Consider the following 14,267-nt stretch of genomic DNA (forward strand, 5'->3'; position numbering starts at 1 on the left):
GATACTCCTCAAACCGACGCTCCGCCGCGTCCTGCCTATCCAAACTCGCCTGTGTCATAGACCCTATATGGGATCAGATTTATGACACAGTAGTATTATGTACCTGAGCAGTTTAATCGGACATGCGCCGTCCGAAAAGCCGCTCAGGCTGGCGGGAGAGTAAGGCCCGGCAGGAAAGTCAGACCCGGCAGGAGACTCCGGCGCCGGACAGGGTGCGGGCGAGCAGGGACTTCAACGCTACGGGATCGTAGGGCTTGTGGACGATGCCGAAGCCGGAGCGGTCGATGCTGCGCAGGCGGTCGGGATCGGTGTCACCGGTGACGATCACGCCGGGAACCACACGGCCGCAGCGGGCGCGCACGGCCTTGATCGCCTCGATGCCCGTCTCGGGCCCGTTGAGACCGAGATCGGACAGCACGAGGTCCGGGGCGGCCGGGGCCGCCGCCAGGCTGGCGTAGGCCTCGGCGAGGTTGCGGGTGGGGATCACGTCGTAGCCCCAGTCGCGCAGCAGCAGGTTGATGCCTTCCAACTGAATGGCATCGTCCTCGATGACCAGAACCGTGCCCTTGTCGGAGTTGGCGCCGGAGGTGGAATCGGTCGCCTCCGGCTCGTCCTCGCGGTCGTCGCCGCCGCGCTCGGCATCGGCCAGCGGCACGTCCACCGCGAAGACCGAGCCCTTGCCGGGCTTTGACCGCACCGTGACCGGCAGCCCCAGCACCTCGGCTAGACGCCGCGCGATGCCGAGACCGAGGCCCAGCCCCTGCTTTCGGTCGCGGCTGGGATTGCCGAGCTGCTTGAAGTCCTCGAAGATGACCTGAAGGTCCGTCTCGGCGATGCCGATGCCGGTGTCCCACACCTCGATGCGCAGCGCGTCGCCCCGGCGCCGGGCGGCCAGCAGGACGCCGCCCTTTTCCGTGTAGCGGATCGCGTTGGACAGGAGCGGGCGCAGCAGCCGTTCCAGCAGCACCGGGTCGGTGGTCACCTCCACATCGGCCGGGCGGGCGTTGAAGCGCAGGCCCTTGGCCTCCGCCTGAGGGGCGAATTCCTGAAGCAGGCGGCCCAGCGAATCGTCCACGGGGAAGGTCTGCGCCTGCGGCTTGACCAGCCCGGCCTCCAGCGCGGAGACCTCCAGCAGCGCGCGCAGCAGGGTCTCGCCGGCGGTGATTGCCTGTTCCAGCTTGTCGCCCAGCTCGCGCGAGGCGGGGTCGGCCAAGCGGCCCATCAGCAGGTGATGGAACAGGTGCATCGCCTGGAAGGGCTGGCGCAGGTCGTGGCTGGCGGCGGACAGGAAGCGCCCTTGCGCGCTGCGCGCCTTTTCCGTTTCGGCGCGGGCGCGCTCGGCCTCCTCGCGGGCGGCCAGCAGGGCCGCGTCCGCATCGCCGATGGCGGCGATGGCAATCATGCCGCCGATGGCGGCGATGGAGGTCACGGCGCCGTCGGCGTCGCGCACGGGCGTCAGCGTCGCCTCGGCGCCGGGCAGCAGGCCGGGAATGGTGACGGGGGTGCCGGTGGCGGCGACTCGGCGAAGCTGGGCTTCCAACTGCGGCACCAAGGCGGCGGGAATGCCGAGGTCGGCCAGCGCCTTGCCCTCGACCGCATCGGGAAGGCAACCGTGGGCGGCGGCGAAAGCCCTGTTGACGACGAGCAGCCGCCCGTCCGGAGAAAGCAAAGCGTGGGGCGCGCCGTTGGCCGAAACCAAGGCGTCGAGCCAGACGGCCCGTTCCGTCATATGACTTTCGGGCAGTGTGTTTAAGGTATACTCGGCCACGACTTCACCGGTCTCCTCGGGTTACCTCTGATTTATGTTGTGACTGTGCTATTCGAGTCAAATGTCACATGCAGATTTCGGCTGAGACAAATTTCGTTCGAATGTCAAGGAATGCCCGGCCGCTGGCTCCCGAGCGGATGGCGGTCTATAAGATGGCATGTTCTTTCGCCGCAAAGCCAACAGCCCGTCCGTGAAAGCCCGGCCCAAGGCCCCGCGCGCTCTGGCGGTGGCCGGCCTGCCCGTGCCGCTGGAGTTGCGGGAAAGCGCCCGCGCGCGGCGGATGACGCTACGCGTCGATGCGGGGCGAGGGCTGATCCAGGTGGTGATCCCCGTCGGCGTGGCGGAGGCGGAGGCGCTGCGCTTCGTCGGCCGGCACGACGGCTGGGTCCGCGCGCGGCTGGCGGCGTTGCCGCCGCAATTGCCCTTCACCGACGGGGCGGTGGTGCCCTTCCTGGGGATCGACCATGTAATCCGCCACGCGCCGGAACTGCGCGGCGGGACCAAACGGGAGAACGGCGTCATCCTGGTCGGCGGCCAGCCGGAGCATGTCGCCCGCCGCGTGCGCGATTTCCTGATGGCCGAGGCGAAGCGGGAACTGGCGGAGCGCGCCCGCGCCAAGGCCGCCCTGATCGGCGCGCGGGTGGCCGCCGTGACCGTGCGCGACACGCGCAGCCGCTGGGGAAGCTGTTCAGCCACCAGCCGCCTGTCCTTTTCCTGGCGGCTGATCCTGACGCCGGAGCCGGTGCTGGATTACGTCGTCGGGCATGAGGTGGCCCACCTGCGGGAGATGAACCACTCCCCGCGCTTCTGGGCGCTGTGCGCGCAGTTGACCGCCGATGTGACGGCGCCACGCGCCTGGCTGAAGACGAACGGGGCCCGGTTGCTGCGTTACGGATAACATGAAGGATGTACGGCGGCGGGCGGCAAACGGATCTCACGCCCGGCGGCGGTGATCGTTTCGCCTGCAACAAAGGCCATGTTCGGCGGGGTGGCGCGGTGCTATGCATCGGGCCCCGCCGCATTTCCACTGCGATCATGCCCCGCCCTGATTCCCTGACCATCCGCGTGCTGCTGACCGCGCTCGTCGCGTTCGGGCCGCTGTCCACCGACCTGTACCTGCCCTCCCTGCCAACGCTGGTGACGGTGTTCGGGACGGACATCGCCACCGTGCAGCTGACGCTGTCGGTCTTCCTCGTCGGCTTCGCGGTGTCGCAGCTGGTCTACGGCCCGGTGTCCGACCGGTTCGGGCGGCGGCCGGCGTTGCTGGGCGGCATCGTCATCTATCTGGCAGCGAGCGTCGCCTGCGCCCTGACGAACGACATCGGCGGGCTGATTGTCGCCCGCTTCTTCCAGGCGCTGGGCGCCTGCTGCGGGCCGGTGGTGGCGCGGGCGGTGGTGCGCGACGTGTTCGGGCGCGACCGGGCGGCCACGGTGCTCGCCTACATGGCGATGGCGATGACGCTCGCCCCGGCGGTCGGGCCGGTGCTGGGCGGCGTCATCACGGAGCTGTTCGGCTGGCGCGGCAACTTCGTGCTGCTGGCCGGATTCGCCGTGGTGATCCTGGCCGCCACCTGGGCCTGGATGGGTGAGACCAACGCGCACCGGGACGAGGACGCGCTGCGCCCCGACCGGCTGGTCGCCAACTATCTGATGCTGCTGCGCGACCGGACTTTCATCGGGCACATGCTGGTGGTGGCCTTCGCCTACAGCGGCATCTTCGCCTTCATTTCCGGCTCCGCCTTCGTGCTGATCGGCCGGCTGCATCTGACGCCCGCGCAGTATGGGGCGAGCTTCGGCGTGGTGGTGCTGGGCTATGCGGTGGGGTCCTTCCTGGCCGGGCGTTTGAGCCACAGGCTGGGCGGGCCGAAGATGATCCGCCTGGGCACCGCCGTGTCGCTGGTTGGCGGGCTGCTTGGCGTGGGTTTGGCGATTGCCGACCGGACGCAGCTGGCGGCGGTGGTGGCGCCGGTCTTCGTCTTTATGGTCGGGGCGGGACTGACTCTGCCCAACGCCATGGCCGGCGCGGTCGGGCCGTACCCGATGATGGCGGGCCTCGCCTCCTCCCTGGTCGGCTTCGCGCAGATGTCCATCGCGGCGCTGATCGGCATTCTGGTCGGGCACCTGCCCAGCGGCACGCCGCTGCCGATGATGGGGGCTATCGGACTGGTGGCGCTGGGTGCCGTCGTGGCGCACCGGGCGCTGGTCACTCCTCGTCCTTAGCGGCGGTGTCGGGAGCAGCCGTGTCGGGCAGCCAGCGCATGACGGCGGTGAAGACGATGGTGACGATCAGGCACAGCGCCAGCGCCATCCCGGCCAGCGCGTAGAAGCCTGCCCCGCAGGCGATGCCGAGCGCGCCCGCCATCCAGATGACCGCCGCCGTGGTCGCCCCGCGTACGTCGGCGCCGGCGCGGATCATGACGCCCGCGCTGATGAAGCCGATGGCCTGCGCCACGCCCTGGATGACGCGGGTCGGGTCCATGTCGCCGGACTGCTCGCCGCCGGCAAGCTCCCAATAGAGTTCCAGGGCGACCAGCGTGGTCACCGCCGAGCTGATGGCGACCAGCGTGTGGGTGCGCAGGCCGGCGGCCTTGCCGCGCATCTCCCGGTCCAGGCCCAGCGCCGCGCCGCAAATGGCGGCGGCCGCCAAGCGGATAGCCATCTCACCAACCGGGATCGCGGTCGCCAAGTCCATGATATTCCTCCGGTTTTTAGCATTTTGCCAAGGGTTACGACTTTTTTGCGGCAGAGCGCATTTTTCGCTTTAAACGCCCGGCCTTTGGATCTATGTAACGCGAACTCGCAAGCGCACGTGCCGCTGGCCCGCCCTCGTCTATTCGAGATGTGGTTATGCAACGACGTAACGCGTGATCCCCGACCGTCCCTTAAGCAAGGCGGCGTCTTGGAGGTTACGATGGTTCATGTTGTTGTGGGTGGGCGCCGGCTCACCCGTCTTCGAAATTTCTCCGTTCACACAGTCTCCGCGAAAAACGCGCAGGTCGAACGGCAGTCCAGTATGGGCGGCCTGAACGCCTGACCTTTGTTTTTGGTCAGTCGCGCGCGGCCGCTCCGTACCCCGACTTTTCACAATTCGTCCGTTCCACTCATCTTGCGTCCGGGAGACTGAGATGACCGATAAGATTGCGCGCTTCTTCGAAGAGCGGCGCCCGCAGACCCCTTGCCTCGTCGTCGATCTGGACGTGGTCGAGCGCAACTATCACGACCTGGAGGATGCCCTCCCGGACGCGAAGATCTTCTACGCCGTGAAGGCCAACCCGGCGCCGGAGATCCTGGGCCTGCTGACCCGCCTGGGCTCCGCCTTCGACACCGCCAGCGTGCCGGAGATCGAGATGGTCCTGGCCGCCGGCTGCGCGCCGGAGCGCATCTCCTACGGCAACACCATCAAGAAGGAAGCGGACATCCGCCGCGCCTACGAGCTGGGCGTGCGCCTGTTCGCCTTCGACAGCGAGGCGGAGCTTGAGAAGATCGCCCGCGCCGCTCCCGGCGCCCGCGTCTTCTGCCGCATCCTGACCTCCGGCGAGGGCGCCGAGTGGCCGCTGTCGCGCAAGTTCGGCTGCGACCTCGCCATGGCGCGCGAGCTGCTGCTGAAGGCCAAGGGCATGACGGTCGAGCCCTACGGCGTGTCGTTCCACGTCGGCTCGCAGCAGAAGGACCTGACGCAGTGGGACCAGGCCATCTTCCAGGTGGCGCAGCTGTTCCGCGAGCTTGAGGTGCTGGGCGTCGATCTCGGCATGATCAACCTGGGCGGCGGCTTCCCGACCCGCTACCGCACCGACGTGCCGGAGACCACCGCCTACGGCGAGGCGATCTTCGAGTCGCTGCGCACCCACTTCGGCAACCGCCTGCCGGAAGCCATCGTGGAGCCGGGCCGCAGCATGGTCGGCAACGCCGGCATCATCGAGAGCGAGGTCGTCCTCGTCTCCCGCAAGTCGGCCAACGACGTGAAGCGCTGGGTTTATCTGGACATCGGCAAGTTCAGCGGCCTGGCCGAGACCATGGACGAGGCCATCCAGTACCCGATTGAGGTGCTGGGCGAGGCCGAGGACGCGGAAAACGAAGCCGTCGTGCTGGCCGGCCCGACCTGCGACAGCGCGGACGTTCTGTACGAGCGCGCCGAGTACAAGCTGCCGCTGGACCTGAAGGCGGGCGACCGCGTGCGTATCCACGCCACGGGTGCTTACACGACGACCTACTCGGCCGTCTGCTTCAACGGCTTCGCGCCGCTCCAGTCGTACTGCATCTGATACCGAAGAGCCCTTCTCCCACAGGGGAGAAGGGCTCTTCGGTAGCTATGTCCCGGACATGAAAAGGGCCGCTCCCTTACACAGGGGCGGCCCTTTTTGCGTCCTCGGACGGCCGGGAAGGCATCAGGCCTTCCAGAACGGCTTCGTGACTTCGCATTCCACGTCGTAGTGGGTGATGCCGATATCCTGGAGCATCCGGTCGTCCAGGCGGGAGAGTTCCCGGCGGGTGAGAGCCCGTTGCCGCCACAGCGCGATCGTGTCCAGAGTGGTGTCCAGCACATGCGCCACCGAAGCGGCCCACGAGGTGCGGCCAGCGCCCGTCTGCAGAGCCATTGACATGGTGGTAAATCCCATCGTGATGTTGGTGAAGGGGTCTGTCGGGACCGACGACCGCGCCCTCGTTCGATAGGAAAGATTATTACCCGACTTTCCGTAATTCCACCAACGCCGTGTGGGCATGCCGGTCGTGCGGATTCTCGATACCTGCCCTAGGAATATCACCGTTGCAAGGTTTGTTGCCGGTTTGGGGCCGCATTGTTTGCCCCGCGCATGTTTTCCGCCGGCCGGACCGCGTTTGGAAAGGAAAACACGAAGAAGCCACCCGCGTCGAATGTTTTCAAAAGGGAGCGGCCTCTTCGCATCTTACTTCAGTCCTTCCGCAATGTTGGGGCAGAAAACCTTCCCTTATCCCAGGACGCGGGTCAGGCGGCCCATCGCCTCTTCCAGCTTGTCGAGGCGGCTGGCGAAGCAGAGGCGGAGCGCTCCCTCCCCGCCCTGGCCGAAGGCGGCGCCGGGCGCGAGGCCGACCGCCGCCTCGTCGATGATGCGTTTGGCGAGAGCCACGCTGTCCGTCTCCCCTTCCACCTGGAAGAAGGCGTAGAAGGCGCCGGGGGCAGGCTGGACGCGCACGCGCGGCAGTTTGGCGAGCGCGCCGCAGACGAGGTCGCGGGCCTTGCGGCAGCGCTCCAGCGTCTCGGCCACCCAGAGCTCGCCCTCGGTCAGGGCGGCGACGCCGGCGATCTGGACGAAGGCCGGGCTGCCAGAGGTGGAGAACTGCACGAGGTTCTCCAGCACCGGACCCAGCGCCGCGGGCGCCACGATCCAGCCCAGCCGCCAGCCGGTCATCGCCCAGTTCTTGGAGAAGCTGTTGACGACGATCAGCTTGTCGTCCGGCTCCGACACTTCGAGGAAGGACGGGGCGGCGATGCTGCCGTCATAGATCAGGCGCGCGTAGACCTCGTCGGAGATCACCCACAGGCCGCGTTCGCGGGCGAAGGCCATGACGCGGGCCATGTCCTCCTTCGGCATCACCCAGCCGGTCGGGTTGCCGGGGGAGTTGACGAAGATCGCCTTGGTGCGCGGGCCGCAGGCGGCGAACAGCGTGTCGAGGTCCAGCGTCCAGCCCTGGTTGCCGAGCGTCATCGGCACCTCCACCGGCACGCCGCCGGGGATGCGGACGGAAGCCAGGATGTTCGGCCAGACGGGGCTGACGATGGCGACCTCATCGCCGGGATCGACCAGCATCTGCATGGTGTTCATGATCGCCGTCATGCCGGAGCTGGTGACGGTGATGCGGTCGAGATGCACCGGCACGCCGTGCACCCGCTCCAGATAGGCGGACAGCGCCTCGCGCAGTTCCGGCAGGCCGCGCTGGTAGGTGTAGAAGACATGCCCGTCGCGGATGGCGCGGGCGGCGGCCTCGCCGATGAAGTCGGGGGTCGCCAGATCGCCTTCGCCGAACCACAGGGGGATCAGCCCTTCCCGCCCCCGGCCGTGGTTGGCGACCGTCACGATGGCGCTGGCCGGAAGGGCCTGGATGCCGGGCCGGATGTCGTACTCGGGAAGCATGTCCCACCCTCTCGGTTTTTTTGTTGTGCGGGCAGTCTATGCGATCCCCGATGAGTCGGGGAGATGCGCCGTCGCTAGACACCCCGGCGGCGGCGTCATACCTGTGGACGGCACGACACATTTGGAAGCGGTCCCATGATCGACACCATCGCCTTCGACGGCGACGACACGCTCTGGCACAACGAGTCGCTGTTCTCGATGACGCAGGAACGGTTCCGCGCGATGCTCTCCCACAGCGTCGATCCGGCCGCGTTGGACAAGCGCCTGCTGGAGGCGGAGCGGGCGAACCTCCGCTTCTACGGCTACGGCATCAAGGGCTTCGTCCTGTCGATGATCGAAACGGCGGTGGACCTGACCGACGGGCGCGTGGCCGGCCGCGACATCCAGAGCCTGATCGACTTCGGCAAGGCCATGCTGGAGCACCCGGTGGACCTGCTGGACGGCGTGGCGGAGGTGGTCGAGGCGCTGTCCTCCCGCTACCGGCTGCTGCTGATCACCAAGGGCGACCTGTTCGACCAGGAAAGCAAGGTCGCGCGCTCCGGCCTCGCCGAACGCTTCGCGGCGGTGGAGATCGTCAGCGAGAAGGATCCGGATACCTACCGCCGCGTGCTGGATCGCCATGGGGTGGACCCGGCGCGCTTCGTCATGGTGGGCAATTCGGTGCGGTCGGATATCCTGCCGGCGCTGGCCATCGGCGGCCACGCGGTGCATGTGCCCTATCACCTGACCTGGGCGCACGAGGAGGCCGAGCCGCCGACGGAGAACTACCGCCGCATCGACACGGTGCGCGAACTGCCGCCGCTGCTGGCGGCGTGGTGAGGGGGAACCGATGAGCTTCACACTGCTGAACGACGCCGCCGAACCGGACACCGGCGGCCCCGCCCCCGACCGCGCGCTGTCGGGCGCGCCGGTCTTCACCACCTGGAACGAGTACGAATCGCCGGACGGCAAACGCTTCGCCGGGGTGTGGCGGTCCACGCCCGGCGCCTGGCGGGTCATCTATGACGAGTGGGAATACTGCGAGATTCTGGAGGGCGTCAGCACCATCACCCACGCCGACGGCCGGTCCTGGACCGTCCGCCCCGGCGACCGCTTCACGCTGGAACCGGGCTTTGAAGGGACCTGGGAAGTCGTGGAGACGACGACCAAGCGGTACGTGGTGGTTCTGCCATAACCAAAAGGAGACCGCCCCCATCGCGTCCCCTCTTCCACCGGCCGGCCGCGATTCGGAGCCTGGCCAAAGGAGGAACCCGTCCGCGCCGGACGGAAGAGGGGCCGCGATGGGGGCGGCGACTTGGATAGAAGGGGCGACTTAGTCCACGGACTTAGTCAAGCACGGTCGTTGCGGAGGAGATCGGACCGGCATCGGCGTGGTTCAGGACGACGACCGCTTTGCGGCTGATTTCGACGGCCAACACCCCAAGCACCAGGATGGAGGCCACCAGCATCACGCGGGCGATGTCGCGCGCCCAAACGCGCTGTTTGCGGATTTTCGACAGTTTCCGAGCGGCCATCCGGGCTCTTGCATCGCGCTGGCGACGGTCGAGCCGTTCATCGATCCAGTCTGTCGAAGCCATGTCCCCCTCCCCTCGGAGGCATCGTCAATTCGTCTCTCTTTTGTATAAAATTTTATGAGAATGCGCAAGAACAACTTGGGAGGAGTGCGGCGATACCGGTGCGGCAGGGTGGCGCAGGGGGAAGGTCCCTCTCCCACCCTCCGAGGCAAGGGTCAAAAAACAACGTCTCCTCGTCATTCCCGCGAAAGCGGGAATCCAAGGCATTCCGAGGAGTTCTCGAGTTGCCCTGGATCCCCGCCTGCGCGGGGATGACGGAAATGTTGAAGAACCCCAGCCTTGCGAACCCCCTGGGGCATGAGGGATCGCGAAGCTACCGCCGACCCTTGGGTTCGCGGCTGAGGCCCTTGGCCTCCAGTTCGGCGAGGTATTCCGCCCACAGTTCGTCCTGGTCCTCGCCAAGCTCGTACAGCAGCTTCCAGGAGTAGATGCCGCTGTCGTGCAGGTCGTCGAAGACGATGCGGATGGCGTAGTTGCCGATCGGCTCCAGGCTCATGATGCCAACGTGGGCGCGGCCGGAAACGGTCTGCTTCTGGCCGGGGCCATGGCCCTGAACCTCGGCGGAGGGGCTGTGGACGCGCAGGAATTCGGCCGGGTAGGAGAAGCGGCGGCCGTCGTCGAAGTCGATCTCCAGCCGCTTGTCCTCCTTCTTCAGGCGGATCTCCACCGGCCAGTGCTTCGTGCCGAACGCATCGGTGGAGAAACGCTCTTCGGTCATCAGGCGGCTCCGGGCTTGTCGTCGGTCCGGCGGGCCTCGTCGATCAGCATGATCGGGATGCCGTCGCGGATCGGGTAGGCGAGACCGGCGCGCTCGCTGATCAGCTCGCCGCGTTCCGCGTCGTAGCGCAGCGGACCCTTGGTCAGCGGGCAGACGAGGATTTCCAGAAGCTTCGGATCGACACGGGCCGCCGTCTTGCCTTCAGGGGATTTGCCTTCGGTCGGCGTGTCGTCGGCGGGGTGGGCGCTCATGGAACGGGCCTCGTGGTGAAAGTCAAAATTCAGTGACGCGGCACGGCTGCGCCGTCGCCCTCACGCCCGTCGAGAATGGCCATCTCGATCAAGGCGATCAAGAGCTTCGCGCGCTCCGAAAGGTCGGGCGCCTCCAGCAAGGCTTGCTTCTCGCTGGGTTCGAACGGACAGATCATGGCGAGCGAGGTGACGAGCCGTTCGTCGGGCGTGCACTCGATGGCCTTCCAGTCCACGGAGATGCCCTGCACCTTGAAGTAGGACATCAGCCCGGCCAGCAGGCGCGGACGGTCCAACTCGCCGCGGGGCTCCGTCTTCAGGTCGTCGGCGAAACGCTCCCAGGCCGGCGCGACGCGGCGGTAGCCGTGCACCCCGTCCACCTCGCGCAGGATGGTGAAGCGGCACAGACCCGTGAGGGTGATCAGGTAGCGGCCGTCCTCGGTCTCGGCGAAGGTGGTGATCCGCCCGGCGCAGCCGGTCTCGTAAACCGACGGCTCGCGCTCGCGGCTGGCGGGGTCGGTCGGCTGGACCATGCCGATCATGCGGTCGCCGGCCATGGCATCCTCCACCATCGCCAGATAGCGCGGTTCGAAGATGTTGAGCGGCAACCGCCCGCGCGGCAGCAGCAGAACCCCCGCAAGCGGGAAGATCGGCAGCGTCCGCGGCAGGCGGTCAAGCGACGGGTCGAACGGGTTCCGGCTCATGCCGACGAATATAGAGCCGCCCGCCACCGCGAACAGACTCCGCCCCGCCCTAGCTGAAGAGAATCGAGGACAGCCGGCGGCGCGTCTGCACCGTCAGCGGATCGGTCGGGCCGAACGCCTCGAAGAACTTGACCAGCTGCTTGCGGGCGGCCTGATCGTTCCACTCGCGGTCGCGGCGCACGCTCTCCAGCAGCTCGTCCACCGCCGCTTCCCGCTTGCCGGCGGCGAACAGCGCCAGCGCGAGGTCGAGACGGGCCTGATGGTCGTCCTTGTTCTGGGCGACCTTCTCCATCAGCTCCGGAATCGGGCCGGCGTTGGCGGCCTGCTCGGCCACCTCCAGCGCGCTGCGGACGGCCGCCAGCTCCTTGTCCTTGGCAATCGATTCCGGCGCCTGGGCGAGCATCTGCTTGGCGCGCTCGACGTCGTTGGCGGCGATCAGGCAGCGGACCAGCCCGGCGTAGGCCACCGGGTTGACGTTTTCCGGATCGGCGGCCAGCACCTCGCCGTAGATCTCCGAGGCGGTCTGGATGTCGCCGGCCTCCAGCGCCTCCTTGGCCTGGGTCAGCACTTCCTCAAGGATGTCGCCGGCACCGCCGCCGGCCGCGCCGGCCAGCTTCACCAGCTTCTCAATGAAGGACTTCACCTGCGACTCCGGCAGGGCGCCCATGAAGCCGTCCACCGGGCGCCCCTGGAAGAAGGCGTAGACCGCCGGAATCGACTGCACCCGCAGCTGGCCGGCGATCATCGGGTCCTTGTCGGTGTCGATCTTGACCAGCTTCACCTTGCCCTTGGCCGCCAGCACCGCCTTTTCCAGGATCGGGCCCAGCTGCTTGCAGGGGCCGCACCAGGGCGCCCAGAAATCGACGATGACCGGGACATCGCGCGACGCCTCGATCACGTCGGCCATGAAGGCGCGGTCGCTGCTGTCCTTGATGAGGTCGCCGGCGGCGGGGGCGGAGGAGGCGGCACCGAAACCGGTGAGGGAACCGGCGGGCGGCTTGGCGGGCGGAGTTGAGAACATGGCTTTCACGAATCCCTTTGCGATCTTGCGTGATAAATGAGCGCAAGGCGCGCGCTAAGCAAGCGCCCGCTGGATCAAGAGTCCTCGCCGAAGGCCACGATCATCGGTTCGTGCCCGCAGGCGCGGATGAAACGCAACAGATCGTCCGGCCGGATGGCGGTGGTGCGGTCGTTCAGCAGCGGGTGATAGTTCAGCGGATCGTGCTCCAGCATCGCCTTTTGCAGGACGACCTTCACCCGATGCTCCCGGTCGTTGATGAGGGAGAAGGGCGTCACCGAACCCGGCCGCACGCCGAGATGCCGCCACAGCCGGTCGGCCGAGGCGAAGGACAGGCGGGCCGAACCGATCACCTTGTCGAAACGGTTCAGCTCGACCGCCGCGTCCTCCAGCGCCACGACCAGCCAGTGCTGCTCCTTCTTGTCCTTCAGGAACAGGTTCTTGCAGTGGCCGCCGGGCAGCGCGCCGCGCAGAGCCTTGCTCTCCTCCACCGTGTGCAGCGGCGGATGGCTGTGGGTGACCGTCTGGATGCCGAGCGCCGCGAGATGCTCCAGGAGCTGCTCCGGGCTGGTCGGCGGTGGCGGCAGCGGCAGCTGGGCCGTGCCCTCGGGGGTCGACGCGTTGTCCATGCAGGCGTTTTTAAAGGGCGGCGGAAATTTCGTCCAGCCGCGCAAAAAAATGAAACATGACGCTTGCATTGCGTTCGGCGATGAGTATAGTCCGCCGCACGCCGCCGGACGGCACCGATCACGGTACGAAACGCCGAGATAAGGACCGGACGACGACACGGAGCGCGGGCGTAGCTCAGGGGTAGAGCACAACCTTGCCAAGGTTGGGGTCGAGGGTTCGAATCCCTTCGCCCGCTCCATCTTCCCTTCGAGGAAGAACAGATGCGAAGATCAAAGGGCCGGGCCTGAACAGGGCGCCGGCCCTTCGCATTTTATCCCTCTCCAATCTGCCCCCCTCCAATCCGCCGCCTTGCACGCGCCGCGCGACAAATGCGCGCGTGGCCCGCAGATTTGTCCACGCACCGCGCATCACACCATCACCCGCGCAACGCCGTGACAAACACGCTTGTGCAAACTTTCGGTTTTGCAACCCGATTGCGCATCGCCGCATATCCGATTATGCTTCAAATGCGAAACAAACACGATCTTGTCTGCCAGGGGTTGTGTGTTTCGTGCACGATCTTGTTCCGTGGATGGGCTATGCCGGGAAATTTTCCGGATGAAGGGCGCGCGGCCTTGACGGCGCGCCCGGTCCGGCAACCCCCGTCCACTGATCCCTGATCGTCATCGGTTCCGCTGTCGTGCGTATCGACCCGCAGTGTCGCTGGTCGCGCTTCGCCCCCGCTTCGTACGGCCCCCCTGACGACAAGAGGTCAAGATTCCATGGCTATACAACGCTACATCGTCGATTACCCGCGCCTGACCAGCGACATCCTGGAGAAATGGCGCGTCGTGCCCAGCGGTGTCGCCTCCGACGCGATGAATCGCCGCCAGCGCATGAGCGTGAGCATCATGCCGATGGTTCCCGGCCTGCGCCTCTGCGGACAGGCGCGCACCGTGATGCCGATGCCCGGTGACAACAGCATGATCCACCACGCGGTGAGCCTGGCCGAATCCGGCGACGTCGTGGTCGTGGCTGGTGGCGGGCGGAATGATGTGGCGCTGGCCGGCGAGTGGGTGGTGCGCTGCTGCAAGCGCCGCGCGCTGGGCGGGCTGGTCGTCGACGGCGCGATCCGCGACCTGCACGAGATTCGCAGCCTGGGCGTCCCGGTCTTCGCCAAGGGCGCGGTCCCGCGCGGCCCGCACAAGAACGTCGGCGGCCGGATGGACGTGACTGCCTCGGTCGGCGACGTTCCAGTCAATCCGGGGGACATCATCCTGGGCGACGAGGACGGCGTGGTCGTGGTGCCGCTGGGTATCGCCGAGGAGACGCTGGAGGCCAGCCTGAAGCGGCTGGAGCGCGGATGTCAATGGACCCAGCGGATCGAGGCCGGCAAGCCCCTGGTCGAGGTGCGCGGCGTTCGCGAACTGGAGATCGTCGCCCCGGAGCGGAAGCTGGAACGCGCGTGATACGGACAGCCTCGATGCGAGCACTGGCCCTGCATCATGCGTCTATTTG

Annotated in this window: 16 protein-coding genes and 1 tRNA gene; 7 read left to right on the plus strand and 10 right to left on the minus strand. The window is 67.1% G+C overall.

Translation table 11 applies throughout. The annotated features are described in order from the left end of the window. Positions 1 to 178: 178 nt before the first annotated feature. On the minus strand, positions 179 to 1,729 hold the full coding sequence (locus J2852_RS02965) for an ATP-binding response regulator (RefSeq protein WP_209870745.1): 1,551 nt from the start codon (positions 1,727 to 1,729) through the stop codon (positions 179 to 181). 196 nt (positions 1,730 to 1,925) lie between these two features. Between J2852_RS02965 and J2852_RS02970 the strand changes: the two genes are divergently transcribed. Both J2852_RS02970 and J2852_RS02975 read left to right on the plus strand, forming a co-directional pair. Beyond that, entirely contained in the window at positions 1,926 to 2,666 is a 741-nt protein-coding gene (locus J2852_RS02970) for a M48 family metallopeptidase (protein WP_209870748.1), read from the plus strand. Positions 2,667 to 2,803: 137 nt separating this feature from the next. Continuing rightward, positions 2,804 to 3,988 carry a multidrug effflux MFS transporter gene (locus J2852_RS02975; RefSeq protein ID WP_209870750.1) on the plus strand — a complete coding sequence of 395 codons (1,185 nt, stop codon included), beginning with the start codon at positions 2,804 to 2,806 and terminating at the stop codon, positions 3,986 to 3,988. Here J2852_RS02975 and J2852_RS02980 read toward each other — a convergent pair. Beyond that, the gene (locus tag J2852_RS02980; protein WP_209870753.1) at positions 3,972 to 4,460 is read right to left on the minus strand and encodes an MgtC/SapB family protein; all 489 of its coding nucleotides are present in this window, start codon (positions 4,458 to 4,460) and stop codon (positions 3,972 to 3,974) included. The two genes, J2852_RS02975 and J2852_RS02980, sit on opposite strands and share 17 nt — an antisense overlap. Before the next feature lie 433 nt (positions 4,461 to 4,893). Between J2852_RS02980 and J2852_RS02985 the strand changes: the two genes are divergently transcribed. Continuing rightward, the gene (locus J2852_RS02985; RefSeq protein ID WP_209870756.1) at positions 4,894 to 6,030 is read left to right on the plus strand and encodes a type III PLP-dependent enzyme; all 1,137 of its coding nucleotides are present in this window, start codon (positions 4,894 to 4,896) and stop codon (positions 6,028 to 6,030) included. Positions 6,031 to 6,153: 123 nt separating this feature from the next. Here the strand turns inward: J2852_RS02985 and J2852_RS02990 are convergent, their stop codons facing one another. Both J2852_RS02990 and J2852_RS02995 read right to left on the minus strand, forming a co-directional pair. After that, on the minus strand, positions 6,154 to 6,369 hold the full coding sequence (locus J2852_RS02990; RefSeq protein WP_209870759.1) for a DUF1127 domain-containing protein: 216 nt from the start codon (positions 6,367 to 6,369) through the stop codon (positions 6,154 to 6,156). A gap of 345 nt (positions 6,370 to 6,714) precedes the next feature. Next, complete coding sequence (locus J2852_RS02995) at positions 6,715 to 7,878, minus strand: pyridoxal phosphate-dependent aminotransferase (protein ID WP_209870762.1); 1,164 nt, start codon at positions 7,876 to 7,878, stop codon at positions 6,715 to 6,717. Positions 7,879 to 8,013: 135 nt separating this feature from the next. On the opposite strand from J2852_RS02995, the gene J2852_RS03000 reads away from it, so the two are divergent. Further along, a complete protein-coding gene (locus tag J2852_RS03000; protein WP_209870766.1) occupies positions 8,014 to 8,697 on the plus strand; it encodes an HAD family hydrolase in 684 nt (227 codons plus the stop codon). A 10-nt stretch (positions 8,698 to 8,707) separates the two neighbouring features. Further along, positions 8,708 to 9,052 (plus strand): cupin domain-containing protein, encoded by a 345-nt coding sequence (locus J2852_RS03005; protein ID WP_209870769.1) that lies wholly within the window; start codon positions 8,708 to 8,710, stop codon positions 9,050 to 9,052. A 151-nt stretch (positions 9,053 to 9,203) separates the two neighbouring features. Here J2852_RS03005 and J2852_RS03010 read toward each other — a convergent pair whose 3' ends face one another. The 6 genes from J2852_RS03010 to J2852_RS03035 form a co-directional block, all read right to left on the minus strand. Next, positions 9,204 to 9,455, minus strand: a complete 252-nt coding sequence (locus J2852_RS03010) for a hypothetical protein (RefSeq protein WP_209870771.1) — start codon at positions 9,453 to 9,455, stop codon at positions 9,204 to 9,206. Between the two features lie 310 nt (positions 9,456 to 9,765). Then, complete coding sequence (locus J2852_RS03015; RefSeq protein ID WP_209870773.1) at positions 9,766 to 10,170, minus strand: gamma-butyrobetaine hydroxylase family protein; 405 nt, start codon at positions 10,168 to 10,170, stop codon at positions 9,766 to 9,768. Then, positions 10,170 to 10,421 carry a Trm112 family protein gene (locus J2852_RS03020; protein WP_209870776.1) on the minus strand — a complete coding sequence of 84 codons (252 nt, stop codon included), beginning with the start codon at positions 10,419 to 10,421 and terminating at the stop codon, positions 10,170 to 10,172. The genes J2852_RS03015 and J2852_RS03020 overlap by 1 nt, the downstream gene beginning before the upstream one ends. A 29-nt stretch (positions 10,422 to 10,450) precedes the next feature. Continuing rightward, positions 10,451 to 11,122, minus strand: coding sequence for an LON peptidase substrate-binding domain-containing protein (locus tag J2852_RS03025; protein WP_209870778.1), 672 nt, complete (start codon positions 11,120 to 11,122; stop codon positions 10,451 to 10,453). Positions 11,123 to 11,171: 49 nt separating this feature from the next. Next, positions 11,172 to 12,143, minus strand: a complete 972-nt coding sequence (locus J2852_RS03030) for a thioredoxin family protein (protein ID WP_209870781.1) — start codon at positions 12,141 to 12,143, stop codon at positions 11,172 to 11,174. 74 nt (positions 12,144 to 12,217) lie between these two features. Next, positions 12,218 to 12,769: a prolyl-tRNA synthetase associated domain-containing protein gene (locus J2852_RS03035; RefSeq protein WP_209870784.1), complete on the minus strand. Its 552-nt coding sequence runs from the start codon at positions 12,767 to 12,769 to the stop codon at positions 12,218 to 12,220. A gap of 164 nt (positions 12,770 to 12,933) precedes the next feature. Here J2852_RS03035 and J2852_RS03040 point away from each other — a divergent pair. Together J2852_RS03040 and J2852_RS03045 are read left to right on the plus strand one after the other, a co-directional pair. Next, a tRNA-Gly gene (locus J2852_RS03040) sits at positions 12,934 to 13,008 on the plus strand. Between the two features lie 523 nt (positions 13,009 to 13,531). Beyond that, positions 13,532 to 14,218 (plus strand): RraA family protein, encoded by a 687-nt coding sequence (locus J2852_RS03045; RefSeq protein WP_209870786.1) that lies wholly within the window; start codon positions 13,532 to 13,534, stop codon positions 14,216 to 14,218. Positions 14,219 to 14,267 lie beyond the last annotated feature (49 nt).

The sequence above is a fragment of the Azospirillum soli genome, from assembly GCF_017876165.1.
Taxonomy (GTDB): domain Bacteria; phylum Pseudomonadota; class Alphaproteobacteria; order Azospirillales; family Azospirillaceae; genus Azospirillum; species Azospirillum soli.

Excerpts from the sequence above, each read along its gene's own strand:
- J2852_RS03020 (WP_209870776.1), bottom strand. The coding sequence starts at position 10,421 with ATGAGCGCCCACCCCGCCGACGACACGCCGACCGAAGGCAAATCCCCT.
- J2852_RS03000 (WP_209870766.1), top strand. The coding sequence starts at position 8,014 with ATGATCGACACCATCGCCTTCGACGGCGACGACACGCTCTGGCACAAC.
- J2852_RS02965 (WP_209870745.1), bottom strand. The coding sequence starts at position 1,729 with ATGACGGAACGGGCCGTCTGGCTCGACGCCTTGGTTTCGGCCAACGGC.
- J2852_RS02980 (WP_209870753.1), bottom strand. The coding sequence starts at position 4,460 with ATGGACTTGGCGACCGCGATCCCGGTTGGTGAGATGGCTATCCGCTTG.
- J2852_RS03025 (WP_209870778.1), bottom strand. The coding sequence starts at position 11,122 with ATGAGCCGGAACCCGTTCGACCCGTCGCTTGACCGCCTGCCGCGGACG.
- J2852_RS03035 (WP_209870784.1), bottom strand. The coding sequence starts at position 12,769 with ATGGACAACGCGTCGACCCCCGAGGGCACGGCCCAGCTGCCGCTGCCG.
- J2852_RS03010 (WP_209870771.1), bottom strand. The coding sequence starts at position 9,455 with ATGGCTTCGACAGACTGGATCGATGAACGGCTCGACCGTCGCCAGCGC.
- J2852_RS03030 (WP_209870781.1), bottom strand. The coding sequence starts at position 12,143 with ATGTTCTCAACTCCGCCCGCCAAGCCGCCCGCCGGTTCCCTCACCGGT.
- J2852_RS03005 (WP_209870769.1), top strand. The coding sequence starts at position 8,708 with ATGAGCTTCACACTGCTGAACGACGCCGCCGAACCGGACACCGGCGGC.
- J2852_RS02985 (WP_209870756.1), top strand. The coding sequence starts at position 4,894 with ATGACCGATAAGATTGCGCGCTTCTTCGAAGAGCGGCGCCCGCAGACC.
- J2852_RS03045 (WP_209870786.1), top strand. The coding sequence starts at position 13,532 with ATGGCTATACAACGCTACATCGTCGATTACCCGCGCCTGACCAGCGAC.
- J2852_RS02990 (WP_209870759.1), bottom strand. The coding sequence starts at position 6,369 with ATGTCAATGGCTCTGCAGACGGGCGCTGGCCGCACCTCGTGGGCCGCT.
- J2852_RS02975 (WP_209870750.1), top strand. The coding sequence starts at position 2,804 with ATGCCCCGCCCTGATTCCCTGACCATCCGCGTGCTGCTGACCGCGCTC.
- J2852_RS02995 (WP_209870762.1), bottom strand. The coding sequence starts at position 7,878 with ATGCTTCCCGAGTACGACATCCGGCCCGGCATCCAGGCCCTTCCGGCC.
- J2852_RS02970 (WP_209870748.1), top strand. The coding sequence starts at position 1,926 with ATGTTCTTTCGCCGCAAAGCCAACAGCCCGTCCGTGAAAGCCCGGCCC.
- J2852_RS03015 (WP_209870773.1), bottom strand. The coding sequence starts at position 10,170 with ATGACCGAAGAGCGTTTCTCCACCGATGCGTTCGGCACGAAGCACTGG.